We start from the raw sequence: 24,466 nt of genomic DNA, 5'->3' as shown, positions 1-24,466 counted from the left end.
CTCTGAGGCGCATCTACGATCACTTATGATCAGTTGAATCCAGGGCCGCCAACGTAATGGCAAACTCGCAATACCGCCGCGGCCCGCCGGCCTGGAGAGGATATGTCAAAATGGACGTAATCGAAATCCGCAAGCTGGACAAGCTCGAAACAACAGGTTTCTGCGGCGACAACGCCTAAGGGCACGAGTAAGGCGAATCACAGGTCGCGACGGCAATGTCGCGACCTGTGATTCGAAGCATTTCAGACGCTAGGGCCTGTCTCGAAGTCTGATGTGTGGCGGTGTGTCGTGGCCTCTAAGCAGTGAGGTCTCCGGTAGAGGGTTCATCGACCAAGAAGAACCTGTAATCCGGAGACCTCGTGGCCACCCTAGCGGTGACGAGGCGGTTCGACCTGAGTGGTGAGCAGTCGGCGCGGCAGCAGCGGGTCGGCCGCACGGCCCTGCCACACCGCGAAGATGACCAGCAGCACCACCCCGGCGGCGAGGAGACCCCAGGTCGAGGCGGTCGACCATGAGTTCATGGCCGCGCCGGAGAACCCATAGACCAGGCAGAAGACGCCGCCGGAGACGGTGACCACGCCGCCCCAGTCGAGGCGGGCGCCGGGCCGGCGCGGGTGGTGCTTGAGCAGCACCGCGCCGCCGGCCAGGGCGAGCCCCGCGAACACCAGGTTGATGTAGAGGCACCAGCGCCACGACAGGTACTCGGTCAGTGTCCCGCCGAGCAGCAGGCCGACCGCGCTGCCGGCGCCGGCGCCCGAACACGCCGGACGCCTTGCCCTCCTCCTTCGGGTCGCTGAACGTCGTGCTCAGCAGGGCGAGAGCGGCCGGGGGGAGCATCGCCCCGAACACGCCTTGGCAGGCCCGCGCGGTGACGAGCATCGCGAAGCCCACCGACGCGCCGCCACCGCGGAGGCCGGCTGGTGGCCTTCACCGAGGACGGGACGCTCACCGACGAGTCGATCGGCGTAACCCCCATGCAGGACGGCACACGCCCGCCGGACATCGTCTTCGCGGGAGAGCCCGCCGTCGCCACCCGGGTGGTATGCCTGGAAACATGGGGCCGACACTCGGAGGCCTGCGGCTGAGCAGGCGGTGGATCGAGGATCCACCGGGAAGGAGTGGCGTGATGACCTCAGAGCCCAACGACTGGAACGCGAAGACCATCGCCGAGTTCCGTGCGAACGGCGGCCAGGTGAGTGGCAACTTCGAAGACGCCCCCATGGTGCTGGTGCATCACCGGGGCCGTAAGAGCGGACGTGAGTACGTCAACCCGATGATGTACCTGCCGGACGACGGTGACGGCGACGGCGACGTGATCTACGTGTTCGCCACCAAGGCCGGCGCGCCGTCGAACCCGGACTGGTACTACAACATCGTCGCGGCCGGGACGGCCGTCATCGAGCGTGGCACCGAGACCTACCAGGTCCAGGCACGCGACCTGGCCGGTGAGGAGCGCGACCGGATCTACGCCGAACAGGCCCGCCGCTACCCGGGCTTCGCCGAGTACGCACGCAGCGCAGAGGGCATCCGCACGATCCCCGTGCTCGAGTTCCGACGCACCTGACCGCACCTGACCGCGCCGACCGCCTCGTCGGCATCCCGCACGGATGTCTCCTGACCGGCGGTCTTTCCACGCGGACGGGGTCATGTTGAAAAGGCTCTGTTCCGGTGATGTGTAAACAATCGGGCGATCTTTGGGGAAATGCTTGATGAGTGGCCGCGAATGAGCGATCCTTCGATCTGGTCGAGGGAAGGAGAGCTCTTTCGCGTGCTGGCGTCAGTCCTGCTGATCCTGATGGGCGATGCCACCCCGGCTGCCGCGGTGATCCCGGGGCCGGCCAGTGCGGGGAGTGTGGAACAGCGCGTATGCCGCCCCTTGTTTCTTCGACTTACGAGGAGCGCCCATGCGCCGTACAGTACGTCTCATCGTCGCCGCCGTCAGCGCGGCTCTGATCCTCTGCTGGGGAGTGCCGTCCGAGGCGGCGAGTCTCCCGGCCCCCGTCTCGTGTTCCGGCTGCTGGAAGCCGGCGTTGAACACGAGCTGGCAGTGGCAGTTGTCCGCGGTGCCGTCCGCGCCGTATCTCGACGTCACCATGTACGACATCGACGGCTTCGACGCCACCGCCGGTAACGTGTCACAGCTGCACTCCACCAAGTCCGGTCGCAAGGTCGTGTGCTACATCAGCGCCGGCACGTATGAGAACTGGCGACCGGACGCCGGCGACTTCCCCAGCAGCGTGCTCGGCAGCGACGTCGACGGCTGGGCGGGCGAACGCTGGCTGGACGTCCGGCAGTACACCGGAACGCTCGGCACGGTCCTGAAGAAGCGCATGGACATGTGCAAGACCAAGGGCTTCGACGCCGTCGAGTTCGACAACGTCGACGGCTACACCAACGACTCCGGATTCCCGCTCACCGCGAACGACCAGCTGAAGTTCAACTCCTGGCTGGCGAACGAGGCTCACAACCGCGGGCTGTCGGTCGGGCTCAAGAACGACATCGACCAGCTCCAGTCGCTCCAGCCGTACTTCGACTGGGCCCTCAACGAGGAGTGCTGGACGTACGGCGAGTGCACCACCGCGGACACCGGCTATGGCTATGACAAGTACGTGGCCGCCGGGAAGGCCGTCTTCAACGTCGAGTACACCCTCGCGACCTCCAAGTTCTGCTCCAAGGCCAACGCCCAGAATTTCAACTCCCTGAAGAAGAAGCTCAGCCTGGACGCCACCCGGACACCCTGCCGCGGCGTCTGACCCACCACACCGGCCGGCGGCCGGCCCCGAGAATCCTCGGGCCGGCCGCCGGTCCTGTGCGCTACGGCCGGCATGACAACGGCGGGAAGACGCTCTGATCATCAGGGCAGGTGATGAGGCTTGCTCAGGTTGCCCGTTTCCGTCCGGAAGTGCGGGAGGTTGACTGAAAGATCGGCTGGCCGGTCACCCGGCAGGGGAGGCTCATCGTTCCGGTGTTCATCAGGGCCTGGCGGACGACGGCGGCGGAGGAGAACGACGCCGACCGGAGCGATCACCGCCCGGCGGAGGAGCAGGGCGCGGCCGAGACGCCGCCGGCCTCCCCGGTGGCGGACGATTCCCTGACCGCGCGGCGACCGCAGCCTGGCCCGTCCGGTCCCAGGCTCAGGCTCAGGCGGCGGCTGTCGTGGATCTGGTCGTTGGTCCGCCGTACCGTCGCGCAGTCCTGGTCGGACCGGGTGCTGGGGCTGGCGGCCGAAGCCGGGTTCTGGGCGCTGCTGTCCCTCACTCCGCTGCTGCTGGTCCTGGTCGCCACGATCGGTTACCTGACCCCGCTGTTCGGCGCGGACGTCGCGACCGAAGCCGAGGCCCGGATCCTCGCCGCGGCCGGGCACGTGCTGGCGCCGTCGGCCGTCGAGGAGATCATCAAGCCGGTGCTCACCGACGTGCTGCGGCACGGTCGCAGCGGGATCATCTCGCTCGGATTCGTCATGGCGCTGTGGACCGGATCGGCGGCGATGAACACTTACGTCAACGCCATCACCATCGCCTACGGCATGCGTGACGTCCGCTCCGCCGTGCACGCCCGCGTGCTGGCCTTCACCCTCTACCTCGGGGCGCTGGTCACCGGGACCATCACCCTTCCGCTGCTCATCGCCGCGCCCGGCTGGATCATCGCGGCCACTCCAGGACGGGCCCACGGCGCGCTCACCCCGGTGGTGAGCTACGGCTACTGGCCCGTCCTCATCCTGATCTGCACCGGACTGCTGGTCACGCTCTACCACCTGGCCGTGCCCGTGCGCGGCCGATGGAGCCGTGAACTGCCCGGCGCCGTCGTCGCCATGCTGTTGTGGCTCGCCGGCAGTCTCCTGCTGCGGCTGTTCCTGACCACCGCCATCGCCCACAATCCCGCGTACGGGGTCCTGGCGGCGCCCGCCGCGGCCCTGCTGTTCCTGTACGTGACCGCGCTGGCGGTGCTGCTCGGAGCCGAGCTCAACGCCCAGATCAGCCGACCGCGACCTCTCCGATGAGGTCGCGTCGGCCGATCCGTGGTCAGGCGCCGTACGCCTGGAACTCCCAGAGCGAGTAGCCGTACTGGGTCGTCCGCGCGGTGCCGTACATCCGGATGTAGCGGCCCGATCCGCTCACGTTGAGATTCTGCACGCCACCGGTGCCGGTCGTGGTGGAGTAGATGGTGGTCCAGGTGGTCCCGTTGCCGGAGACCTGGATCTGGAACGCGGTGGCGTACGCCGCCTCCCAGTTCAGGGTCACCCCGCAGATGGACCGTGTGCTGCCGAGGTCGACCTGAAGCCACTGGGGATCACTGAAGCCCGACGACCAACGGGTGCCGAGGTTCCCGTCCACCGCGCTCGACGCCGGGAAGGCCGCCGATTCCGCCGACGACGCGGTGGCGGTCCTGCCCTGGGCGAGGTTCGTCGTCGAACAGGCGCCGCCGGAGGTCACCGTCCAGCCGAACGAGGCCGAGCCGCTGGCGCCGGTGGCGTCCTTGGCGGTCACGGTGACGTTCGAGGTGCCGGCCGTCGTCGGCGTTCCGGAGATCAGGCCGGTCGAGGAGTTGATCGACAGCCCCGCGGGGAGGCCGCTCGCGCTGTAGGTGAGCGTCTGGCCGGACGCCGAATCGGTCGCGTGAACCTGCAGGCTGACCGCGGCGCCGGCGGTCGAGCTCTGACCGCCCGGGCTGGTCACGGTCACGGTGTTGCCGGTGCCGCCGGAAGGCAGGGTCCACTGCTGCTGCGCGGAACCGGTACAGGCCTCGATGTCGAGCCGGGACCCGGTATTGCCGCCGGGATCGGTCAGGCACAGGCCGGAGTTGGGATTGAGGAACGTGCCGTTGGCCTGATGGTTCCAGACCTGGGCGTTCGTGCCGTTGCAGGGATACCAGTCGACATTGGTGCCGCTGGTCGTCCCGGCGCTGACCACGTCGAGGCAGCCGCCCTGGACCCGTACGGTGTTGTCGCTGTACGTCGACCAGACCTCGCCGGCGCTCCCGTTGCACGCGCTGAGGCCGATCGGGTTCCCCTCGGTGTTCAGCGAGTTCTGGTTCGTCAGGCACAGGCCGTTGATGCCCTTCACCGCACCCGTCGCGGTGGCCGTGGCGGTGGGGGTGGAGTTGCCGCCCTGCTCGTACACCGCCACGTAGCCGACGCTCATCGAGGCACCGGAGGTGGTGGCGGAGGTCGGCGTCGTGCAGCCGCATATCCCGTCGGGGTAGTTGCCCCCGATCGCCAGGTCCCAGATGATGAAGAACCCGTGGTCGATGGCCTGCTGCCAGGCGGCGGTGCCGACCGACGCCTCGGTGATGGTGCTCTCCACCGTGTCGTCCATGAGGAACTGCAGCGTCTCGGCGCTGGTGTTCGTACGGTCGATGATCACCGAGTACGTGTGGTAGCCGGTCTGGCAGGTCGAGGCGGTGTTCGGGCAGGAGATCAGCCCATGCCCGGGGCTGTTGGCCGAGTCGTGCAGGGTCTGCGAGGCCTGGTTCAGGCCGTTGACGTCCTCCATCATGTCGATCTCACCGGAGCCGGGCCAGCCGCCTCCGGCGCGCATCGGCGAACCCAGGGCCCAGAACGCGGGCCAGTACCCCAGGCCGTTCGCCGGGTTGGGCTGCTGGATCGACGCCGTCATCTCCATCTTGCCGCCGGGCGGCGCCTGGAAGTCGTCGCGCGTGCTCTCGAGCCGGGCCGAGGTCCACGTGCCGCCGTTGTTGATGGCCTTGAGCACCAGGTGCCCGTTCCCGTCCAGGTACGAGTTGGCGGTCGAGCTGGTGGTCTGCTCCTTCTCGCCCGTGCCGAAGCCGGTGCCGATGTCGTAGAACCAGTTCGCCGACGAGGGCGGTGACCCGGCGGTCCCGGCGAAGTTGTCGCTGAACACGGTCGACCAGCCGGACGGGGGCGGGGGTACGGGGTCGGCGTACGCGGAGGGGGCGCCGACGACGGCCGCGGTCACGACGCCGCTCAGGCAGGCGCCCACGAGCGCCATCATGGCCAGGACCGATCGGCGCCTGAGCGAGCGACCGCGGGATACGGATGGGATCACCCGTGCCCCGATGTACCGGGCAACGGACCCCATCGGCCCGATCACCATCCTGTTCCACGACCGCACGAACCGATTCGGAAATGGTGCCGGTGACATAGGGGTCTCCTGAGTGGCGAGGCGGGGGGAGCTCCTCAGAGAGCGCTCTATCAGCCGTAGATTCGTCTCGTGACGCCCTTCTGTCAAGACTAAATTTAAGGGTCATATCAATCGGGGCCGTTTCCGGCCGGGCCTGGAGATGGTGCAAGGGTTCCCGAAGGGGCCACAGTGGGGCTCCGGCCGACGTACCCCGATGGGAGCCTCCGTGTCGTACAAGCGCGACCACAGGTCCGACCACGCCCGCACCGCGCGCCATCCGTCCGCGCGCGTGGCCGTGTTCGTCACGCTGCTGATGGCGATCGCCGCCGGTCCGGGCTCGGCCGCCCCGGCCTCGGCCGGCGCCCGAGCCGATGACCATGCGGCCGCGCACCCGAGCGGGAATCCGTGGCTGCACCGGCGGTTCTTGAACATGGCGCATGCCGGCGGTGAGAACGAGGCGCCCGCCGACACGTTGTACGCGTTCAAACGGGCGGTCGCGCTCGGCGCCGACATGGTGGAGCTGGATGTCGAGTCGACCGCGGACGATCGGCTGGTGGTGATCCACAACTCGTCGGTGGACGCGACGACCAGCGGCACCGGCCTCGTACGCGATCTGACGTACCGCCAGGTGAACGCTCTGGACGCGGCGTACAACTTCGTCCCCGGCCGCAGCGCCGTACCCGGACTGCCGCCGGAGTCGTATCCGCTGCGCGGTGTGCGGACCCACCACCGCAAGCCGCCGAGGGGGTACCGGGCGAGCGACTTCGCCATTCCCTCGCTGCGCGACGTGTTCCGCGCGTTCCCGCACGTGCCGATCAACATGGAGATCAAGGGCACCAGCGACACCGACGTCGAGTCGTTCGAGCACAACGCGCGGCTGCTCGCGGGCTTCCTGAACCGGGCCGGTCGCACCGACGTCATCGTGACCTCGTTCAACGACGCCGCCCTGGCCACCTTCCACCGCCTCGCGCCACGGATCGCGCTGGCGCCCGGCCAGAACGAGCTGTCGGCGTACTTCTTCTCCGGCACGCGACCGATCGACGGGACGAAGGCCCTGCAGATCCCCGTACGGTTCAACGGGATCCCGGTCGCCACCCCGGAGTTCGTCGCCCGCGCACACGCGGACGGATACGCGGTCCACGTGTGGTTCAGCGGTACGGCGCCGGAGGACGAGGCGGCGTACAACACCCTCATCGACGCCTGCGCCGACGGGATCATGGCGGCGTGGCCGGCGGTGCTGGAACGGCTTCTCGACGAGCGCCACATCGCCCGTCCCGGTACGCGAGGAGTCGATCCGTGCAAGAGCTGACAGGAACCGCGCCCTAAACTGTCGTGAATGGCCAGGTACTTCGATGTGCACCCGGATAATCCGCAACCTCGGGCGCTCCGGCAGGTGGTCGACCTCATCCGTTCGGACGGGCTGGTCGTGTACCCGACGGACTCGTGCTTCGCGCTCGGGTGCCGGCTGGGGAACAAGGAGGGCCTCGACCGGATCAGGGAGATCCGCCGCCTCGACCGTGACCACCACTTCACCCTCGTGTGCAGGGACTTCGCGCAGCTCGGCCAGTTCGTGCAGGTCAACACCGCGCTGTTCCGCTCGCTCAAGGCGGCGACTCCCGGCAGCTACACGTTCATCCTGCCGGCGACGAAGGAAGTGCCGCGGCGGCTGCTGCATCCCAGGAAGAAGACCGTCGGGGTCCGGATCCCCGACCGCGTCGTCACGCAGGCGTTGCTGACCGAGCTCGGCGAGCCGCTGCTGTCGAGCACTCTGCTCCTGCCCGGCGAGACCGAAGCCATGACACAAGGCTGGGAGATCAAGGAAAGGCTCGACCATGTGGTGGACGCCATCGTCGACTCCGGCGAGTGCGGCGCCGTGCCGTCGACGGTGATCGATTTCTCCCAGGACGAACCGGAGATCCTCCGCAGAGGCGCTGGAGATCCCGCCCCCTGGTTCTGATCGGTGGCCGGCCGGCCCCGCCATGCCGTGCCGGTCGTCGGCGGGGTCAGGCGAGCAGCCGCGCGGCGAGCGCGGCGTTGGCCGGGTAGTCGATCTTGCCGACCGGAGTGCGGGGCACCTCCGTGACGAGGAGGAACCTCTTGGGAACCTTGTAGTTGGAGATCAGACCTCGGGTGTGTTCGCGGAGGTCGTCTTCGGTGGCGGTGGCGCCGTCACGGAGCTGGACCAGTGCGGTGACCTGCTGGCCCCAGCGCTCGTGCGGGGTCCCGACGACCGCCGCGTCGAAGACGTCGTGGTGGCGCAGCAGCACGGCCTCGACCTCCTCGGGGTGCACCTTCTCTCCGCCGGTGTTGACGCAGACCGATCCGCGGCCGAGGACGGTGACGGAGCCGTCCGGTTCGCGGCGGGCGAAGTCACCGGGGATGGTCCACCGGATGCCGCCGATCCGCTGGAAGGTGGCGGCGGTCTTGACCGGGTCCTTGTAGTAGCCGAGCGGCATGGGGCCCGAGCGTGCGAGCATCCCTTCGACCCCGACGGGACACGGCTTCAGGTTCTCGTCGAAGACCTCGATGTCGGGGCCGGCGCCGAAGTTCGGGGCGCCGGCCGGTGCGCCGGTGCCGTCGTCGATCTTCGATGCCGCGGCCCCGGACTCCGAGGACCCGTAGGTGTCGAGGATGAAGCGGCCGGGCAGCGCGCGCCGGATCTCGGCGCGTACGCCTTCGGAAAGGGGCGCCGCTCCGTTGGAGACCGCGACCAGGCTGGACAGGTCCCAGCGGTCCGGTTCGGCAAGGATGGCCTCGGCGACCGGACGTCCCATGGCGTCTCCGAGGAAGGTCAGTGAGGCGACGCCGGCCTTCTGGACGAGGTCAAGGATCTTGTCGGCGTGAAAGTTCGGTTCGGTGTAGAACGCCACGGTGGCGCCGGAGACATGGGCGTTGCCGAGGATCCACTGGCTGCCGCCGTGCATCAGGGGCCCGCAGGCGAGCATGACCATGGGGTTCTCGTTGGCCGCGGCCTCGGCGGCGAGCTGCTCGACCGACTCCAGCGGCGCGCCGAACCGGCTGGCGTTGAGCGCGGCCCTGATGAGGTCCTCGTGCCTCCAGATCACGCCCTTGGGATAGCCCGTGGTGCCACCGGTGTAGAGGACGTAGCGGTCGTCGGCCGAGCGGCCGGCGATACGGGTCCGCGAGGCGGCCGCGAGTGTGGCGTCGTACTCCGGGCCGATGACGATGCGGTGCCGCAGTGCCGGGAGGTCGAGCGCGTCGAGCGCCGTGACGTGCTCGGGAGCGATGATCGCGGCTACGCAGTCGGCGTTCAGGTAGACGTGGGCCAGCTCGTCGTGGAGGTACTTGTAGTTGATGTTGATCGGCGCCGCGCCGGCCTTCATGCATCCGTAGAAGGCGTCGACCCACTCGATGCGGTTGGCCGAGTGGACGGCGACGTGGTCGCCCGGCGCTACTCCGAGGCGGACCAGGTGGTTGGCCAGGCGGGTGGCGCGTTCGTCGATCTCGGCGTAGGTGTACTCACGGTCGATGGTGACCAGCGCGTTCCGGTCCGGGACGGCGTCCGCCATGGCCTCGAGGACGACGGCGAGGTTGAGAGGACGGGGGGTGAGGCTCACGGTGGGCACCCTTCTCACGCGGGCCGGCGGGTGGTCGCGGGCGGGGAGCCCGGCGGTGAGGGACGCCTGCGCGTCATGCGGTCGCGCCGGAGCGGCGGGTGGGCGTGAAGCGGACCGGCATGGTCTCGTAGCCGGAGACGAAGTTGGCCGGCCGGTAGGCAGGTTCCTGCCGGTCGACGGGCTCGATGTCGGGCAGGCGGGTCAGCAGCTTTTCGAACATGACGGTCATCTCCAGCCTGGCGAGGCTGTTGCCGAGGCAGAAGTGCGGGCCGTTGCCGAAGGCCAGGTGCTCGTTGGGGCTACGGCCGATGTCGAAGGTGCCGGGATCGGCGAAGACGAGCGCGTCGCGGTTGGCGGAGGGGTAGAGCAGCAGCAGCTTGTCGCCCTCGTGGATGGTCCGGCCGTTCAGCCGTGTGTCGCGGGTGGCGGTACGGGCCATGTTCTTGATCGGGGACACCCAGCGCAGCATCTCCTCCACCGCCGTGGGGATGAGCGCGAGATCGCCGGTGAGCCTGCGCCGCTGCTCAGGGTGCAGGAACAGTTGCCACGCGCCGCCGGAGATGACGTGGCGGGTGGTCTCGTCGCCGCCGATGAGGATCAGCAGCAACTCCACCAGCAGTGAGTCCTGGTCGAGGTGACTGCCGTCCACTCTCGAGTCGATGAGCGTGCTGATGAGGTCGTCGTGGGGGCACCGGCGACGGTCGGCGATGACGTGGGCGGTGTGGTCGTTGAACCTGGCGAAGGCCTCGGCGGCGTCCTCGATCAGGGCCGGATCGTCACCACCGGTGAGCGCGCTCAGCATGTCGTCGGACCACTTGAGCAGCGACTGACGGTCCTCGGGTTCGAAGCCGAGTGCGTCCCCGATCACGATCAGTGGAAGCTGGGCGGCCAGGTCGGCGACCAGATCACACTCGCCCTGCTCACAGACCTTGTCGATGATCTCGTCGCAGACCCGCTCGAGGTAGGCGCGCCGGCCGGAGACCCGGCGCGGGGTGAAGCCGGCCGAGACGAGTTTGCGGCGCAGTTTGTGCTCGGGGTCGTCCATGTCGATCATCATCGGCATCCGGTCGGCGTCGGGCCGGATGCCCTCCCCACTGCAGAACAGATCGGGGCGGCGGGAGACCTGCTTGATCTCGAAATAGGTCGACGCCCCCCATACGGCGCCGGACGGATCCCAGTAGACCGGGCAGTTCTCCCGCATCCAGGCCAGCTCCGCGTGGGGGTTACGGCCCCAGAACCGGCCACTCGTCAGATTGATCGCACTGTTGATCGGCTGGTCTGAGACGTCTCCCGGCATCATGAGCTCCTCGATCGCCCTCCGGTTCGCGGATCAGTCCGAGCCCGGCCCGGGACGTTCGCCGCCGGCCTTGTTCGCCAACGCGCGGACGGTCACCAGCGTCGCCGTGGCACTCGCGGTGACCTGGCCGTCCGTCAGGATCTCCGCACTGGCGAACACCTTGCGGCCCGCCTGGTCCACCCGGCGCGACCGGACATCGAGCGGAACGCCGTACGGGGTGGCCCGGTGGTAGTCGACGGTCAGCGACACGGTCATTCCCGGCGAGCCCGCCTGGGCCGCCGCCCTGCCCACGGCGTGGTCGAGGATGGCGGCCACCCAGCCGCCGTGCGCCCGCCCCGGGGCGCCCTCGTGTGCGCTGCCCAGTGTCACCAGCGCCGCGACCTCGCCGTCGGCTCCGCTCTCGCCGGGGTGGCCGATGATCATCGGTGGCGCGAGCGGATTGCCGACCCCCTCCAACGCATCGTCAACGCCGGGTGGCCACCCCCGGCCGGCCGGCACTCCGGGCTCGCTGTCGGTCGCCGCGCGCAGAATCGAGACGACAGCGGCGACCCGATCGGCCGCTTCGGCGAACATCGACTCGGGGCCGTCCACGAGCACCGTCAGCTCGATCAGTTCACGAATCCGGGCGGCGAGAATCGCCTTGCCCTCCAACACGTCCGTACTGTCCTGACCGGCCATACCAACACCCCATCTAAGAATAAGAACAGGTTCTAGTCGCTATTCGCCGTAACGGAGGCCGTGCGCCGTCCGCGGTTCCTCGCGCGGTCAGCCGAAGGTCATCGCCGTCTCCTGGTGTTCTCGGGTGGCAGGTTCGCGGCCGCCTTCAGACGGGGGTGATCGGTAGCGAGCGCCGGTGCTCGAAGGCGAAGTCGGTGCCCGTGCTGAACTTGGCCACGGTCACCTCCTGCGCCTCCGGCGTGTGCACGTCTCGCCGGACGACCCTCAGCCGCCAGGCGGCGTCGGCCGACGGCTCCAGTTCGACGTCGAGGCGCGGATCGAGAACGCGGACGATGGCCTGGAGCGCGGCGGCCCAGTCCGGCCCGCACAAGGAGATCCACGCGCCGTCGGCGTGCGCGGGCGATCGGCGTACGACGATCGCCCCGTCGACGATCTCCGCGTGGACGTACGCGCCCGGGTTGAGGACCGGGTGGAGCGCGAGCAGCCGCAGGGCGCCCGCTTCGGTGTGCGGGAGGCCGAGGGCGCGAGCCAGGCGGTGTGCCGCGATGCCGGCGAAGCCGACGAGCTGTCTGCGGCGAATCGTCCTCACGGTGTCGGCGGAGTCGGCGCGCGCGGCGACGGCCAGCGCGAAGCTGTTGTCCAGCAAGGCCATCTGGAGGCACACCTCGTCGGCGATACGGATCAGCGCGGACCGGGAGAACGCGGAGAAGTCCAGGTCCGAGAGCAGGGGACCGGCGTAGTCGGCCGCGCCGTCGTCGGAAGGGTCGATCGGAGCCAGGTCGAGCGTCGACGCTCGCGAGCTCGCGTTGGTCGACAAGGCGGGTACCGGTACGGCCTCGGGATGGGAGTCGTCGATGACCACGGTCCACGCGCAGTGTGGCCGCCGGCCGGCCGGTACGCGCGGCGGCCGGTGGACCGGGCGTACCTGGGCCCTGGGATGGCTCGCGATGGCGGTCGCGTCGAAGGTCGGGTCCTCGATGTCGTGACACATGCCGACGACGTACTCCTCTCCCATCGGCTCGACGTCCATCAGGGCTCCGCAGTGGTCGAGCTGGAACTCGCCGTGCCGCGCGTCGTGCACCGTGAAGCGGAAGTCCATGAACTGCGGTGGTGCGCCGATGTCGAGCTGCAGGCCCTTGAAGATCGTGATCACGTCGCCTTCGCCCGGGGTCACGGGGGCGAAGCGGAGGGCGCGCTGCATGCGCCGGGTGTAGATCGGGCTGGCGCCCGCCCACTCCTCGATCGCGATCCGCACCATCTCCTCGCGTCCGAACGCGCTGATGCACCAGGCCATGCCGGCGCGGTCGATCAGGTGCCCGATCAGCAGAAGCTCGGGGACGACCACGGCGAGCTCCGCGCGGGTCAGCTCCGCGTAGCGGCCGGCCGGCGGTGTCATCAGGCGCCCGGGCCGAGTCCGAGCCGCGCGGCCATCTTGTCCAGATGGCCGAGCACCTGGCTCTCCTCGGCGTCGGGCAGGCCCCAGATCAACTCCGAGGCGCCGGCGGCCGTCCAGGCGGCGAAGTCCTCCTCGGCGGGCTTCTTCGCGACCAGGATCCGGACATCGGGCTCGCCCTCGCGGCCCGCGTCGGCCCACTCCTTGCGCAGGACCGCCGCCTTCTCGGCGATATCGGTCTCGATGGGCGTGGTCATCCACCCGTCGGCGTTCCGCGCGATCCACTTCATCGTCTTCGGGCCGCCCCCAGCGCCGATGATCACCGGAATCCGGCCCTGGGGCGGCTTGGGGTAGGCCCAGCTCGGTCCGAACGACACGAACTCGCCGTCGTAGGACGCCTCCTCCTCGGTCCACAGCGCCCGCATCGCCTCGAGGTACTCCTTGAGGACGGTACGGCGCTTGGCCGCGGGCACGTGGTGGTCGCTGAGCTCGTCGGTGTTCCACCCGAAGCCGGCGCCGATGGTGACTCGCCCGCCGGACAGGTGATCGAGCGTGGCCAGGGTCTTGGCCAGGGTGATCGGATCGGACTCCACGGGGAGCGACACCGCGGTGGCCAGTCCGATCCGCTCCGTGACCGCGGCGCAGGTGGCGAGCGAGATCCACGGGTCGAGGGTCCGCAGGTAACGGTCGTCGGGCAGCTCCGCCCCGCCGGTGGGGTGCAGGGCGTCACGGCGCGCCGGAATGTGGGTGTGCTCGGGCACGTAGACGGTGTCGAAGCCGCGCTCCTCCGCCGCCTTGGCAAGGGCGGCCGGTCTGATGCCGCGATCTGAGGTGAAGAGCACGATTCCGTTGCGCATGACGCCACTGTAGAACGTGTTCTACTATCTCGGAATAGTGGCTGGACAGCTGTCCGGTTCGTGTATTCGAGGTGTGAGGTGACCTTGCGAGAGCCGCGGGAGGCAATTAGCTTGGACACATGTCCAGTCAGATGACCAGCGAGTCCCCGCGACAAGGGCTGAACGCTCGTCAGGCCGAGACCGTCGACAAGCTCCTGGCGGCCGGCCTGGCCGAGGTGCGCGAGGTCGGTCACGAGGCCTTGACCATTCGCACCGTCGCCCAGCGGGCAGGTGTCTCGCCGGCCACGGCGTACACCTATCTCGCGTCGAAGAACCACCTCTTCGCCGAGCTGTTCTGGCGCCATCTGGCGGCCGACGACGCGGCACGCGCGGGCGGGCACGGGGACGCGGTCAAGCGCGTCCAGAACGCGGTGCACGGCATGGTGGCGCGGATCGTCGCGGAGCCCGAGCTGGCCGCCGCGGTGACGCCGGCGCTGCTGGGCGCCGACCCCGATGTCGCACGGCTCCGGTTGCGGATCGGCGGCGAGTTCCTCGCCCGGTTCGAGGCCGCGCTGAGGGAGCCCGGAAGTGACGAGCCTGCCGACCCGGCGGTGCTCGAGGTGCTGGTGTTCACCTTCTCGGGTGCCTTGCTGCAGGCCGGCATGGGGCTGCTGACCTACGACGCCATGGCCGGCCGCCTGGAGTCCGCGGTGGCCGTGATCCTCCGGGGAAACGAGGTGGGCCGGTGACCGCCGCCACGACGGGCGTCCCGTTGGTGTTCGATCCCTATGACTACGAGTTCCACGAGGATCCCTATCCGTTGTACGCGCGGCTGCGGGACGAGGCGCCGGTCTTCCGCGCCGAGGCCGACGACCTGTGGGTGGTGTCGCGGCATGCCGACGTGTTCGAGGTGCTCCGCGACGACGTGACCTTCTCGAACCGCATGGGCGTGTCTCTCGACGCGAGCGCGTGGAGCCCGCACGCGCACCGGGTGATGTCGTTCCTGGCGCTGGACGGACAGGAGCAGACCCGGCTGCGCAGGCTGGTCTCCGCCGGGTTCACGCCCCGGCGGGTCAAGGAGCTGGAGCCGCGGATCCAGCGGCTCACCGACCGCTATCTGGCCGCCACGTTCGCATCGAACGCCGAGCACGGTGAGGCCGACTGGATCGCCCGGTTGGCCGGCAAGCTGCCCATGGACGTCATCTCCGAGATGATGGGCGTGCCCGAGCCCGACCGGGACGAGGTGCGCCGGCTCGCCGACCTGGTCGTGCACCGCGAGGAAGGCGTGCGGGACGTGCCGCAGGCCGGCATGGACGCGGCCATCGAGCTGATCACCTACTACGGCGCCATGGTGAAGCAGCGCAGGCGGGCGGCGACGGAGGACCTCACCTCGGCGCTGACTACCGCCGAGGTCGACGGTGACCGGCTCACGGACGGCGAGATCATCGCGTTCCTCTTCCTGATGGTCGTCGCGGGGAACGAGACGACGACCAAGCTGTTGGGCAACGCCCTGTTCCATCTCTCGGCCCATCCGCGGCAGCGGGAGCAGGTGCTGGCCGCGTCCGGCGAGGCCCTCGTGGCGCCGTGGATCGAGGAGACGCTGCGCCACGACACCTCGAGCCAGATGCTGGCGCGCTACGTCACGACCGACATCGAGCTCCACGGCACCACCGTCCCGGCCGGCGCCAAGCTGATCGTGCTGCTCGGGTCGGCCAACCGGGACGAGCGGGTGTTCACCGCGCCGGCCCGGTTCGACGTCCATCGCGACAAGGCCGAGCTGGGGAAGATCCTCAGCTTCGGCACCGGCCGGCACTTCTGCCTCGGCGCCAATCTCGCCCGGCTGGAGACGCGGGTGGTCCTGACCGAGCTGGTGCGCCGCGTCGTGGACTTCCACGTACACGCCGACCGGGCCGTCCGGGTGCACTCGACCAGCGTGCGCGGGTTCGCGAACCTGCCGGCGACCTTCACCCTTCCGAGGGCCTGACCATGGGCAAGAAGTACCGCCACCCCGACCGTCGCCCGGCGGTGATCACCGGAGCGTCCTCCGGCATCGGCGCGGAGACCGCGAAGGTCCTCGCGGCCGCGGGCCACCCGGTCGCCCTCGGCGCGCGGCGCGTCGACGTACTCGAGGAACTCGCCACCGCCATCCGTGCCGAGGGCGGTGAGGCCGTCGCGCATCGGCTCGATGTCACCGATGACGCCTCGGTGGCCGGCTTCGCCCACCAGGTGACCGCCGACCTCGGCGACGTCGAGGTCGTCATCAGCAATGCCGGCCGGGTCGCTCCGGGCGCCACCATCGAGATCAGTTCCGAGCGCTTCGCCCGCGAGATCGATCTCAACCTCGTCGGCACCCACCGGGTGGTCCGCACGTTCGTGCCGGGGATGGTCGAGCGCCGGCGCGGCGACATCGTGTTCGTCTCCTCCGACGTGGTCGTCCGCGCCCGGCCGTTCATGGCGGCGTACTCGGCCGGCAAGTGGGGGCTGGAGGGTCTGGTCAACGCTCTCCAGATGGAACTCGAGGGCACCGGCGTGCGGGCCTCGATCGTACGGCCGGGGCCGACCTGGAGTGGCATGGGCGCTGACTGGGACGCCGACGAGGCCGCGTTCGTGATCGACCAGTGGACGCGCTTCGGCCTCGCGCGGCATCCGCACTTCCTCAAGGCCAAGGCGCACGCCGACGCGATCGCCACGATCGTCGGCGCACCCCGCGGTGTCCATCTGAGCCTTCTCGACGTCAATCCCGAAGCACCCGTGGGGGAGTAGCCATGGCCGTCACCCCGGCCCATCCGCTCGCCGGCATTCCCGAGGTCTCGATGGTCCTGGACGACCAGAGTCCCGAAGTGCCCGAGATCATCCGCGGTACCGGCCACCTGCCCGAGATGCGGGTCGACCCGATCCGGCTCTTCACCCGGCTCAGGGAGGAATGCGGCGACGTCGGCCGTTTCCGGCTGGCGGGCAAGGACGTCGTGCTGGCCAGCGGCGCGGAGGCCAATGAGGCGTTCTTCCGCGCGCCCGACGAGGTGCTCGACCAGGCGGCGGCGTACCCCTTCATGACGCCGATCTTCGGCAAGGGCGTGGTCTTCGACGCCTCGCCCGAGGAGCGGCAGCAGATGCTGAAGAACCAGGCCCTGCGCGGCGACATGATGCGCGGCCATGCGCGGACCATCGAGGCGGAGATCCGCCGGATGGTCGACGGCTGGGGTGAGGAGGGCGAGATCGACCTGCTCGACTTCTTCGCCGAACTCACCATCTACACCACCTCGTCGTGCCTGGTCGGCAGGCCGTTCCGTGAGGAGCTCGACTCCTCCTTCGCCCGGCATTACCACGAGCTCGAGCGCGGCACCGACGCCATCGCGTACGTCGACCCCTACGCCGACATCGAGAGCTTCCGGATGCGCGACACGGCGCGGGCGAAGCTCGTCGCGCTGGTGCAGGGGATCATCGACCGGCGCAAGGCGCGCGGCACGGTGTCCCGGGAGGACCGCGACCTGCTCGACGTCCTCATCTCGCTGAAGAAGGAGGACGGCGCCGATCACTTCGACGCCGACGTCATCACCGGGATCTTCATCTCGATGATGTTCGCCGGGCATCACACCAGCTCGGGTACGGCGTCCTGGGCGATGATCGAACTGATGCGGCACCCCGGCGCGATGGCCGACGTCGTCGCCGAGCTCGACGACCTCTACTCCGACGGTTCTGAGGTGTCGTTCCAGGCGCTGCGGTCGATCCCGGTGCTGGAGGGGGCGCTGAAGGAGACGCTGCGGCTCCACCCGCCGCTCGTCATCTTGATGCGGTTGGTGCAGGAGGACTTCGACCTGCTCGGCCACGTCATCCCGAAGGGCACCATGATCGCCGCCTCGCCACGGGTGTCCAACCGGATCGAGCAGGACTTTCCGAAGGCCGGCGAGTTCGACCCCGGACGCTACATCGACCCGCGCCAGGAGGACCTGCGGAACCGCTGGACCTGGATCCCGTTCGGCGCCGGCAAGCATCGCTGTGTCGGCAACGCGTTCGCGATGATGCAGCTGAAGGCGATCTTCTCGGTCATCCTGCGTGACTTCGAGTTCGCGATGGCGCAGCCCGCGGAGTCCTACCGCGACGACCACTCGAAGATGGTCATCCAGCTCGAGCAGCCGTGCCGCGTCCGCTATCGCAGGAGGGCCGCGCGATGAAGGTCGTCGCCGATACGAGCCTGTGCCAGGGACACCAGCTCTGTCAGGGCGAGGCCCCCGAGGTCTTCGGCTTCGACGAGGACGGCGACGTGGTGGTCCTCCTCCAGGAGCATCCGGACGAGTCGCTGCGCGCCGACGTAGGGACCGCCGTGAAGTACTGCCCCGCCTTTGCACTCTCGATCGAAGAAGAGGCCTGAACATGACCGAGCGGAGCGAGAGAATCAACAAGCACAGCACCTTGGTCATGAGGCCGACGGAGTCGGTCTCATGACGGAACTGACGCGTGCCGAGATCGAGGGGTTCTGGGACTCCTGGCTGGCGATCAACCGGGAGGCGGAGCGCACCGGCGACTGGCGCGTGCTGGCCGGCCACTACGCAGAGGACGCCACGTACGGGTGGATGTACGCGCCCGACGAGCACTTCATGGCGGTAGGCCGCGACCAGATACGGGACTGGGCGATCGGCATCGAGATGGACGGCCTCGACGGCTGGCGCTACGACTACCAGGCGACCCTCATCGACGAGAAGAACGGCATGGTCGTCGGCTTCTGGAAGCAGAGGTCCGGGATCACCGACGACGCCACCGGGCAGGAGTACGAGGTCCTCGGCATCGGCGGCTCCTGGTTCGGCATCGAGCGCCGGACGAAGGGCGCGGACGCCGGCCAGCTCAAGATCGCTTGGCAGCGCGACTGGTTCGACATGCCGTCGACCGCGCACACCTTCATGGAGATCCTCCAGGCCGGCAAGGCACCCGGCACGTTGCTGAAGCGGATGTCCGTCGCCGGCCACGGCGTACCCGGCCACTACCACCACAAGGACCTTCCGAGCACCGTGTGGCCGCCGCCGGTCGAGCGCGGCGACTTCATCACCCAGGAGCCGGCCCAGTGAGACCACCGGCCCGGCAGCTGATCGACGGCACGCTCGGCGGCGCGGGCGGCGGGTCGTCGTACCCGATCCTCAACCCGGCCACCGGGGAGGTGATCGGCCAGGCGCCGGACAGCACGGCCGCCGACGTGGACGCCGCGATCGCCGCTGCCCGCCGGGCCTTCGACGCGACCGGCTGGGCGACCGACGTGGAGCTGCGGGTCCGCTGCCTGCGGCAGCTCCACCGGGCACTGCTCGACCACAGCGATGAGTTCCGTGCCCTGACGACCGCCGAGGTCGGCATGCCGGGATTCATGATGGGCGCCGCCGGTTTCGACGTCCCGGTCGAGGGCCTGAAGTGGGTCACCGACCTGCTGGAGTCCTACGAGTGGGAGACCGATCTCGGCGTCGCGAAGCCGATGGGCATCCCGAGCCGGCGGACGATCCGGCGTGAGGCCGCCGGCGTCGTCGCCGCCATCACTCCCTGGAACGTCCCGAACCAGATCAACCTCGCCAAGATCGGCCCCGCGCTCGCCGCGGGCTGCACCGTCGTCCTCAAGCCGGCCCCGGACACTCCGTGGGTGGCCTGCGAGCTCGGCCGCCTCGCCGCCGGGCACACCGATATCCCGGCAGGCGTCCTCAACGTGGTGACGCCGCGTTCCAACGAGGTCGCCGCCCTGCTGACGACCGACCCGCGCGTCGACATGGTCTCCTTCACCGGCTCCACGAACACCGGGCGGGCGATCATGGCCGCGGCCGCCCCCACGCTGAAGAAGGTCTTCCTCGAGCTCGGCGGAAAGTCTGCGGCGATCGTGCTCGACGACGCCGACGTCGCCGCCGCCGCGGGGGCGACCGCCTTCGCCGCCTGCATCCACGCAGGCCAGGGCTGTGCCCTCACCACCCGGCTGGTCGTCCCGCGCGAGAGGTACGACGAGGCCGTCGCCGTCGCCGCCGCGACCATGGACTCGATCGGCGCCAAGGACCCGGCCGACCCCCGCGCCATCTGCGGCCCGGTGATCTCGCGGGCGCAGCGCGACCGGGTCGAGGGCTATCTCCGGCTGGCCGAGGAGGAGGGCGGCCGGATCGTCACCGGCGGCCACGTCATCGACCGGCCCGGCTTCTGGGTCGAGCCCACCGTCGTCGCCGGTCTGGACAACTCCTCCCGGCCGGCGCAGGAGGAGATCTTCGGCCCGGTGCTCGTCGTCATCGCCCACGACGGCGACGACGACGCGGTCCGCATCGCCAACGATTCGGCGTACGGGCTGTCCGGATCGGTCGACTCCGGCGACCTCGAGCGTGCCAAGGCGGTCGCCAGGCGGATCCGCACCGGCACCCTCGCCGTCAACGGTGGCGTCTGGTTCAGCCCGGACGCGCCGTTCGGCGGTTACAAGCAGTCCGGCTTCGGCCGGGAGATGGGGGTCGCCGGGTTCGAGGAGTACCTCGAGTTCAAGACGATCGCCGAGCCGGCCTGAGCCGCCACACCGGAGGAGAGAGATGCGTCTTCAAGACAAGGTCATCGTCGTCACCGGGGCGGCGCGAGGCATCGGGGAGGCCTACGCCAAGGGACTCGCGACGGAGGGAGCCTCCGTCGTGGTGGCCGACCTGAACGCCGGCGCCGCCGAGCAGGTGGCCAAGCGGATCGAGGCCGGCGGCGGCACCGCGATGGCCGTCCCGTGCGACGTCTCCTCGGCCGAGTCCGCCGCCGCGCTGGTCGAGACCGTCACCGCGGCGTACGGGGGCATCGACGGCCTGGTGAACAACGCGGCGATCTACGGCGACATGGAGTTCGACCTGCTCATCACCGTCGACTGGGACTACTACCGCAAGTTCATGTCGGTGAACATGGACGGTGCCCTGGTGATGACCCGCGCGGTCTACCCGGCCATGCAAGAACGCGGCGGCGGCTCGATCGTCAACCAGTCCAGCACCGCCGCGTACGTCTACTCCGGCTTCTACGGGCTGGCCAAGGTCGGCGTCAACGGGCTCACCCAGCAGCTCGCGCACGAGCTCGGCGGCAGGAACATCCGGGTCAACGCGATCGCCCCCGGCCCCACCGACACCCAGGCCACCCGCACCCAGGCCGGCGGTGCGGCGAAGGAGATGGTGAAGAACTTCGCGCTCAAGCGCATGGGGCAGCCGGAAGACATGGTGGGCGCCTGCCTGTTCCTGCTCTCCGACGAGTCGGCGTGGGTGACCGGGCAGATCATCGCCGTCGACGGCGGCCAGACCTTCCGCGCATGAACACCCTCCGCGCCGGATTCGTCGGACTGGGCAGCATCGGCAAGCCGATGGCCAAGCGGCTCGCGGCGGCCGATGCCGTCGACCTGCGGGTGTACGACGTGGCGCCGGCCCCGGTCGCCGAGCTGACCGCCGCCGGGGCCAGGGCCGCCGGGTCGGTCGGCGAGCTCGCCGTGGCGGTGGACACGCTCTGCGTGATGGTCCGCGACGACGACCAGGTCCGTGACGTGCTGCTGCAGGTGCTCGAGGTGAGCGACCGGCGCACCCCCGACCGGCCGCTCACGGTGGTGGTGCACTCGACGATCGCCCCCGACACGCCGGCCGCACTGGCGGAGGCCGCCCGTACGCACGGCGTGCGGGTCCTCGACGCGCCGGTCTCGGGCGGTCCGATGGGCGCGGCGGAGGGCACACTGGCGATCATGGTCGGCGGCTCACAGGAGGAGTTCGCGTCGGTGCGCCCGATCCTGGCGCCGATGGGCGGCAAGGTCGTCCACGCCGGTCCGGTCGGCGCCGGCACGAAGTTCAAGCTGGCGCGCAACCTGCTGCACTTCGTCGCCTTCACGGCGGCCACCGAGGCGCAGCGCCTCGCCGAGGCGGCGGGCCTGGACCTGGTCGCGCTCGGCGACGTCGTCCGCCACACCGACGCGATCACCGGCGGGCCGGGCGCGATCATGCACCGCGCCACCACGGCACCCATCCCGGAGGGCGACTTCTGGCACCGGGTCCTCTCCCACGCGCTCGCGCTGGGAGAGAAGGACCTGGCGTTCGCGATCTCCCTCGCCGAGCAGCTCGAGGTCGACGTACCCCTGTCCCGGCTGGCCCTGGACCGTCTCGGCCCGGGGCTCGGCCTCCCCGCCGGGGAAGGAGCACGATGATGGGCAAGTTCGATGACCTTCCCGAGGTCCGCAGGGAGGGCCTGGAGAAGATGGAGCAAGTCTACGGCTTCGACATGACCGACGGCACGGGCGACTTCTTCGCCTACACCGCCGACCACCTCTTCGCCGACATCTGGAACCGGCCCGGCCTGTCCGACCGTGACCGGCGGCTGCTGCTCATCGGCCTGCTCACCGGGCAGGGCGCCGCCGACGTGCTGGGCATCCAGATCCCCGCCGCCCACGCGGCGGGCGAGCTCGACGACGCCGCCCTGCGCGAGATCGTGGTCTTCCTCAGCCACTACGCCGGCTGGCCCAACGGCGCCCGGATCAACTCCATAGTGGAGCAGACGATCGCCAAGGCGGCCCGTGCCGCGGCCAAGCGACAGGACTGACCGGCCAGGAGGTCATCATGGACGGCGGCACCGTGAACCAGATTCCGCAAGAGCTGAGAGGCGATCGATGACATCGCGTACGCCATCCGGCCTCGCCGTACCCGCGGCGGTTCCCGTCTCGAGCGTGCCCTCCGACGCCGAGACCTACGACGCCGTCGTCGTGGGCTTCGGCATCGCCGGTGGCTGTGCGGCACTCGAGGCCGCTCGTGCCGGTGCGCGGGTGCTGCTCCTGGAGAAGGCGGCCGTCCACGGCGGCACGTCCTCGCTGTCCGGCGGGCACTTCTACCTCGGCGGCGGTACGGCGGTGCAGCGGGCCACCGGTCACGAGGACTCGGCCGAGGCGATGGCGCGATACCTGACGGCGAGCACGAAGGCCCCCGACGAGGAGAAGATCCGCGCCTACTGCGAGGACTCCGTCGAGCACTTCGACTGGCTCGAGGCGCTCGGCTTTCGGTTCGAGCGGTCCTACTTTCCCGGCAAGGCCGTGATCCAGCCGGGGACGGAGGGCCTGATGTTCACCGGCAACGAGAAGGTCCACCCCTACCGGGACGAGGTCGCCCCCGCGCCGCGCGGCCACAAGGTGCCCGTGCCCGGCGACACGGAGGGCACCAGGATCGTGATGGACCTGCTGCGCGACAGGGTCGAGGAGATCGGCGTCGAGGTCCGCTACGAGACCGGCGTGACCAACCTCGTGGTGGACGGCGAGGGCGCCGGCGGCCGTGTCGCCGGCGTGACCTGGAGATGCTTCGAGAAGACCGGCGTCGTCCGAGCCTCGTCGGTCCTCATCGCCGCCGGTGGTTTCGTCATGAACCCCGACATGGTCGCCCGGTACACCCCGGCGCTGGGCGCCAAGCTCTTCACCCTCGGCTCGACGTACGACGACGGGCTCGGCATCCGGCTCGGCCAGTCGGTCGGGGCGGCGCTGGAGAACATGGAGGAACCGTTCATCACCGCGCCGTTCTACCCGCCGTCCCAACTGGTCAAGGGGCTGATCGTCAACAAACACGGCCGCCGGTTCGTCGCGGAGGACGGCTATCACGCCCGGACGTCCTACCACGTGATGCGGCAGCCGGACGCGACGGCGTACCTCATCGTCGACTCCGCTCACTACGGCGAACAGCGCATGCCGCTCGTGCCGCTCAAGGACGGTTACGAGACGGTCGAGGAGATGGCAGAGGGCCTCGCCATCCCGGTCGAGGCCCTGCGTGCGACGCTCGGCCGCTACAACGAACACGCCGCGAAGGGTGCGGACCCCGACTTCCACAAGCACCCCGACTGGCTGGCGCCGCAGACCGAGGCGCCATGGGCCGTTCTCGACCTCACCCTGGGCGTCGCGCTCTACGCCGGCTTCACGCTCGGAGGGATGGCGACCACGGTCGACGGCGAGGTGAAGCGCGAGGACGGCTCCCTCATCCGCGGCCTCTACGCCGCGGGCGCCTGTGCGTCGAACATCGCACAGGACGGCGCGGGTTACTGTTCGGGAACGCAGCTCGGCGAGGGGTCCTACTTCGGCCGGCGAGCCGGCAGGCACGCCGCGGCGAAGTCCGGGTAGGACGCCCGCGACGCGGCTCCTACGCCGTCGGGTCGGGGCCGAGGGCGGTGTCCAGCAGCTCGCCCAGTTGGTCGAGCTGGGCGGTCGACAGGGTGCGGAACGAGGACGTGACGACGGCGTCCACGGCGTCCTGGCCGGCGGCGCGCAGCCGCGCGCCCTCCGGGGTGAGCCGGTGCTTGACGGCCCGGCCCGGACCCGGGACGCGTTCGATCAGCCCGCGGTCGGCCATGCGGGTGGCGAGCGAGCCGAAGGACTGGTCGGTCTGGAAGGTCAGCACCGCGAGGTCGTGCAGCGAGGCGTCCGGCTGCCGGTGCAGATGACGCAGGGTGTCCCACTGCACGAGTGAGAGCCCCAGCGGCGCCAGGGCGTGGCTCAGCGCGCGGTGGTGGCGGTACTGCAGGCGTTTGACGGCCAGTGCGACGTCGGCCGGTCGGTACTTCACCCGAGACACCTTACCGCAGCAAAGCCAGGTTACTTATCTAAGCATCCT

At 69.7% G+C, this 24,466-nt stretch carries 25 protein-coding genes; 17 read left to right on the top strand and 8 right to left on the bottom strand.

Annotated features, from left to right (window positions below; all coding sequences use genetic code 11):
• Nucleotides 1–368: 368 nt before the first annotated feature.
• Complete coding sequence (locus tag FB559_RS37055; RefSeq protein ID WP_281286368.1) at nt 369–725, bottom strand: hypothetical protein; 357 nt, start codon at nt 723–725, stop codon at nt 369–371.
• 195 nt (nt 726–920) lie between these two features.
• Here FB559_RS37055 and FB559_RS44285 point away from each other — a divergent pair, with 195 nt between their 5' ends.
• The 4 genes from FB559_RS44285 to FB559_RS37040 all read left to right on the top strand — a co-directional run bounded on the left by FB559_RS44285 (nt 921) and on the right by FB559_RS37040 (nt 4,000).
• Complete coding sequence (locus FB559_RS44285; RefSeq protein ID WP_185792652.1) at nt 921–1,085, top strand: hypothetical protein; 165 nt, start codon at nt 921–923, stop codon at nt 1,083–1,085.
• Nucleotides 1,086–1,126: 41 nt separating this feature from the next.
• A complete protein-coding gene (locus FB559_RS37050; protein WP_141962294.1) occupies nt 1,127–1,564 on the top strand; it encodes a nitroreductase family deazaflavin-dependent oxidoreductase in 438 nt (145 codons plus the stop codon).
• Nucleotides 1,565–1,904: 340 nt separating this feature from the next.
• On the top strand, nt 1,905–2,753 hold the full coding sequence (locus FB559_RS37045) for an endo alpha-1,4 polygalactosaminidase (protein WP_141962293.1): 849 nt from the start codon (nt 1,905–1,907) through the stop codon (nt 2,751–2,753).
• Nucleotides 2,754–2,965: 212 nt separating this feature from the next.
• Nucleotides 2,966–4,000, top strand: a complete 1,035-nt coding sequence (locus FB559_RS37040; RefSeq protein ID WP_246122730.1) for a YihY/virulence factor BrkB family protein — start codon at nt 2,966–2,968, stop codon at nt 3,998–4,000.
• 22 nt (nt 4,001–4,022) lie between these two features.
• Here FB559_RS37040 and FB559_RS37035 read toward each other — a convergent pair whose 3' ends face one another.
• A complete protein-coding gene (locus tag FB559_RS37035) occupies nt 4,023–5,960 on the bottom strand; it encodes a discoidin domain-containing protein (protein ID WP_141962292.1) in 1,938 nt (645 codons plus the stop codon).
• Nucleotides 5,961–6,327: 367 nt separating this feature from the next.
• On the opposite strand from FB559_RS37035, the gene FB559_RS37030 reads away from it, so the two are divergent.
• Both FB559_RS37030 and FB559_RS37025 read left to right on the top strand, forming a co-directional pair.
• Nucleotides 6,328–7,410: a glycerophosphodiester phosphodiesterase family protein gene (locus FB559_RS37030; RefSeq protein WP_221640613.1), complete on the top strand. Its 1,083-nt coding sequence runs from the start codon at nt 6,328–6,330 to the stop codon at nt 7,408–7,410.
• Nucleotides 7,411–7,437: 27 nt separating this feature from the next.
• Nucleotides 7,438–8,058 (top strand): L-threonylcarbamoyladenylate synthase, encoded by a 621-nt coding sequence (locus FB559_RS37025; protein ID WP_141962291.1) that lies wholly within the window; start codon nt 7,438–7,440, stop codon nt 8,056–8,058.
• A 46-nt stretch (nt 8,059–8,104) separates the two neighbouring features.
• Here FB559_RS37025 and FB559_RS37020 read toward each other — a convergent pair whose 3' ends face one another.
• The 5 genes from FB559_RS37020 to FB559_RS37000 all read right to left on the bottom strand — a co-directional run bounded on the left by FB559_RS37020 (nt 8,105) and on the right by FB559_RS37000 (nt 13,904).
• On the bottom strand, nt 8,105–9,679 hold the full coding sequence (locus FB559_RS37020) for an AMP-binding protein (protein WP_141962290.1): 1,575 nt from the start codon (nt 9,677–9,679) through the stop codon (nt 8,105–8,107).
• Nucleotides 9,680–9,752: 73 nt separating this feature from the next.
• Entirely contained in the window at nt 9,753–10,979 is a 1,227-nt protein-coding gene (locus tag FB559_RS37015; RefSeq protein ID WP_246122728.1) for a cytochrome P450, read from the bottom strand.
• 30 nt (nt 10,980–11,009) lie between these two features.
• Nucleotides 11,010–11,654, bottom strand: a complete 645-nt coding sequence (locus FB559_RS37010; RefSeq protein ID WP_141962289.1) for a PaaI family thioesterase — start codon at nt 11,652–11,654, stop codon at nt 11,010–11,012.
• Nucleotides 11,655–11,799: 145 nt separating this feature from the next.
• Nucleotides 11,800–13,050: a hypothetical protein gene (locus FB559_RS37005; protein ID WP_141962288.1), complete on the bottom strand. Its 1,251-nt coding sequence runs from the start codon at nt 13,048–13,050 to the stop codon at nt 11,800–11,802.
• On the bottom strand, nt 13,050–13,904 hold the full coding sequence (locus tag FB559_RS37000; protein WP_141962287.1) for an LLM class F420-dependent oxidoreductase: 855 nt from the start codon (nt 13,902–13,904) through the stop codon (nt 13,050–13,052). The genes FB559_RS37005 and FB559_RS37000 overlap by 1 nt, the downstream gene beginning before the upstream one ends.
• A 119-nt stretch (nt 13,905–14,023) precedes the next feature.
• Between FB559_RS37000 and FB559_RS36995 the strand changes: the two genes are divergently transcribed.
• From FB559_RS36995 to FB559_RS36945, 11 genes are all read left to right on the top strand, one after another.
• A complete protein-coding gene (locus FB559_RS36995) occupies nt 14,024–14,632 on the top strand; it encodes a TetR/AcrR family transcriptional regulator (protein WP_221640612.1) in 609 nt (202 codons plus the stop codon).
• A complete protein-coding gene (locus FB559_RS36990) occupies nt 14,629–15,867 on the top strand; it encodes a cytochrome P450 (RefSeq protein WP_141962286.1) in 1,239 nt (412 codons plus the stop codon). Before FB559_RS36995 ends, FB559_RS36990 begins: the two co-directional genes overlap by 4 nt.
• A gap of 2 nt (nt 15,868–15,869) precedes the next feature.
• Complete coding sequence (locus tag FB559_RS36985) at nt 15,870–16,646, top strand: SDR family oxidoreductase (protein ID WP_141962285.1); 777 nt, start codon at nt 15,870–15,872, stop codon at nt 16,644–16,646.
• A 2-nt stretch (nt 16,647–16,648) separates the two neighbouring features.
• A complete protein-coding gene (locus tag FB559_RS36980; protein WP_281286348.1) occupies nt 16,649–18,055 on the top strand; it encodes a cytochrome P450 in 1,407 nt (468 codons plus the stop codon).
• Nucleotides 18,052–18,252: a ferredoxin gene (locus tag FB559_RS36975; RefSeq protein ID WP_141962284.1), complete on the top strand. Its 201-nt coding sequence runs from the start codon at nt 18,052–18,054 to the stop codon at nt 18,250–18,252. The genes FB559_RS36980 and FB559_RS36975 overlap by 4 nt, the downstream gene beginning before the upstream one ends.
• Before the next feature lie 70 nt (nt 18,253–18,322).
• Nucleotides 18,323–18,943 (top strand): nuclear transport factor 2-like protein, encoded by a 621-nt coding sequence (locus tag FB559_RS36970; protein ID WP_141962283.1) that lies wholly within the window; start codon nt 18,323–18,325, stop codon nt 18,941–18,943.
• On the top strand, nt 18,940–20,391 hold the full coding sequence (locus FB559_RS36965; protein WP_141962282.1) for an aldehyde dehydrogenase: 1,452 nt from the start codon (nt 18,940–18,942) through the stop codon (nt 20,389–20,391). The genes FB559_RS36970 and FB559_RS36965 overlap by 4 nt, the downstream gene beginning before the upstream one ends.
• A gap of 22 nt (nt 20,392–20,413) precedes the next feature.
• Nucleotides 20,414–21,160 (top strand): SDR family oxidoreductase, encoded by a 747-nt coding sequence (locus FB559_RS36960; protein ID WP_141962281.1) that lies wholly within the window; start codon nt 20,414–20,416, stop codon nt 21,158–21,160.
• Nucleotides 21,157–22,032 (top strand): NAD(P)-dependent oxidoreductase, encoded by an 876-nt coding sequence (locus tag FB559_RS36955; protein WP_141962280.1) that lies wholly within the window; start codon nt 21,157–21,159, stop codon nt 22,030–22,032. Before FB559_RS36960 ends, FB559_RS36955 begins: the two co-directional genes overlap by 4 nt.
• The gene (locus FB559_RS36950) at nt 22,032–22,424 is read left to right on the top strand and encodes a carboxymuconolactone decarboxylase family protein (RefSeq protein WP_141962279.1); all 393 of its coding nucleotides are present in this window, start codon (nt 22,032–22,034) and stop codon (nt 22,422–22,424) included. Before FB559_RS36955 ends, FB559_RS36950 begins: the two co-directional genes overlap by 1 nt.
• 67 nt (nt 22,425–22,491) lie before the next feature.
• A complete protein-coding gene (locus FB559_RS36945) occupies nt 22,492–23,976 on the top strand; it encodes an FAD-binding protein (protein ID WP_141962278.1) in 1,485 nt (494 codons plus the stop codon).
• 19 nt (nt 23,977–23,995) lie between these two features.
• Here the strand turns inward: FB559_RS36945 and FB559_RS36940 are convergent, their stop codons facing one another.
• Nucleotides 23,996–24,418 carry a MarR family winged helix-turn-helix transcriptional regulator gene (locus tag FB559_RS36940; RefSeq protein WP_141962277.1) on the bottom strand — a complete coding sequence of 141 codons (423 nt, stop codon included), beginning with the start codon at nt 24,416–24,418 and terminating at the stop codon, nt 23,996–23,998.
• Nucleotides 24,419–24,466 lie beyond the last annotated feature (48 nt).

The organism is Actinoallomurus bryophytorum (assembly GCF_006716425.1).
Classification (GTDB): Bacteria; Actinomycetota; Actinomycetes; order Streptosporangiales; family Streptosporangiaceae; genus Actinoallomurus; species Actinoallomurus bryophytorum.
Note: the sequence above shows the minus strand (reverse complement) of the source record. Positions and strands in the feature narration are given on the sequence as shown.